Annotated in this window: 1 protein-coding gene; it reads right to left on the bottom strand. The window is 65.1% G+C overall.

All coding sequences use genetic code 11. The features are described 5' to 3' along the window. Window positions 1-58: 58 nt before the first annotated feature. Window positions 59-1,294, bottom strand: coding sequence for an IS256 family transposase (locus ACAG25_RS24730; protein WP_185294638.1), 1,236 nt, complete (start codon window positions 1,292-1,294; stop codon window positions 59-61). Window positions 1,295-1,428: the final 134 nt, after the last annotated feature.

Genomic DNA, 1,428 nt, shown 5'->3' with positions numbered 1-1,428 from the left:
GGGTCAAGTCCAGGGACGTGGTGTACGACGTCGTCGTGTGATTCTTCGTGGTGATGGTTCAGGCGGTTAGCACTGCGGGGGTGTCCTCCTGTTCGGTTGGGGTGTCGTTGACGGCGCGTGATTTGCTCAGCACATCGAGGCCGAGGTAGCGCCGGGATTCGGCCCATTCGTCGTGTTGTTCGGCGAGCACCGCGCCGACGAGGCGGATCAGTGCGTCGCGGTCGGGGAAGATGCCGACGACGTCGGTGCGGCGTCGGATTTCCTTGTTGAGCCGCTCCTGCGGGTTGTTGCTCCAAATCTGGCGCCAGATCTGTTTGGGGAAGGCGGTGAACGCCAGCAGGTCCGCGCGGGCGGCTTCGAGGTGCTCAGCGACTTTGGGCAGTTTGTCGGCCAACGCGTCGGTAATCCGATCATATTGAGCAGCAACCGATTCAGCATCAGGCTGGTCGAACACCGAGTGCAACAGCGTGCGAACCCAGGGCCACGACGACTTCGGGGTGACGGCCATCAGGTTCGTCGTGTAGTGCGTTCTGCAGCGCTGCCAGGCCGCCCCAGGCAGCGTCGCGCCGATCGCGGCCACCAACCCGGCGTGAGCGTCGCTGGTGACCAGCCGTACCCCGGACAGGCCGCGAGCGGACAGTGACCGCCAGAACGTCAGCCAGCCCGCCCCGTCTTCGGCGGTGGTGACATCGATGCCCAGGATCTCGCGGCGCCCCTCGGCGTTCACACCGACCGCGATCAGCGCGTGCACGTTGACCACCCGCCCACCTTCACGGACCTTGAGCACCAGCGCGTCGGCGGCCACGAACGTGTAAGGGCCGGCATCCAGCGGCCGGGTGCGGAACGCCTCGACCGCGCCGTCGAGTTCCTTGGCCATCACGCTGACCTGGGACTTCGATAGCGACGTGATGCCCAGCGTCTCGACCAGTTTGTCCATCCGCCGCGTCGACACCCCGAGCAGATAGCAGGTGGCCACCACGGTGGTCAGAGCCCGTTCAGCGCGCTTTCGACGTTCCAACAGCCAATCGGGGAAGTAGGAACCGTGCCGCAACTTCGGGATCGCCAGGTCCAACGAACCGGCGCGGGTGTCGAACTGGCGGTGCCGATACCCGTTGCGCGAGTTGGTGCGCTCGCTGCTGCGCTCGCCGTAGCCGGCCCCACACAGGGCATCAGCTTCGGCGCCCATCAAGGTGTGGATGAACATGGCCAGCAGCTCGCGCAGCACGTCGGGATGGGCGGTGGTGAGTCGTTCGGCCAGCACGGCAGGCAGGTCGATATTGTGGGCAGTGGTCATCGCGTCGATTCCTTTGCTCGAGTGACTTTGGTCGGTCTCTCGAAGAATCACGCGATGACCTTCAATCACTCGGCTGCGACACGCCGGTACCGCTGATCAGGTCCGACTCGTACACCACCTTGGTGGACGCAACC

This window comes from Mycobacterium sp. pV006 (assembly GCF_041287115.1).
Classification (GTDB): domain Bacteria; phylum Actinomycetota; class Actinomycetes; order Mycobacteriales; family Mycobacteriaceae; genus Mycobacterium.
This window is presented reverse-complemented; position numbering and strand designations above follow the sequence as displayed.

Excerpts from the sequence above, each read along its gene's own strand:
- ACAG25_RS24730 (WP_185294638.1), bottom strand. The coding sequence starts at position 1,294 with ATGACCACTGCCCACAATATCGACCTGCCTGCCGTGCTGGCCGAACGA.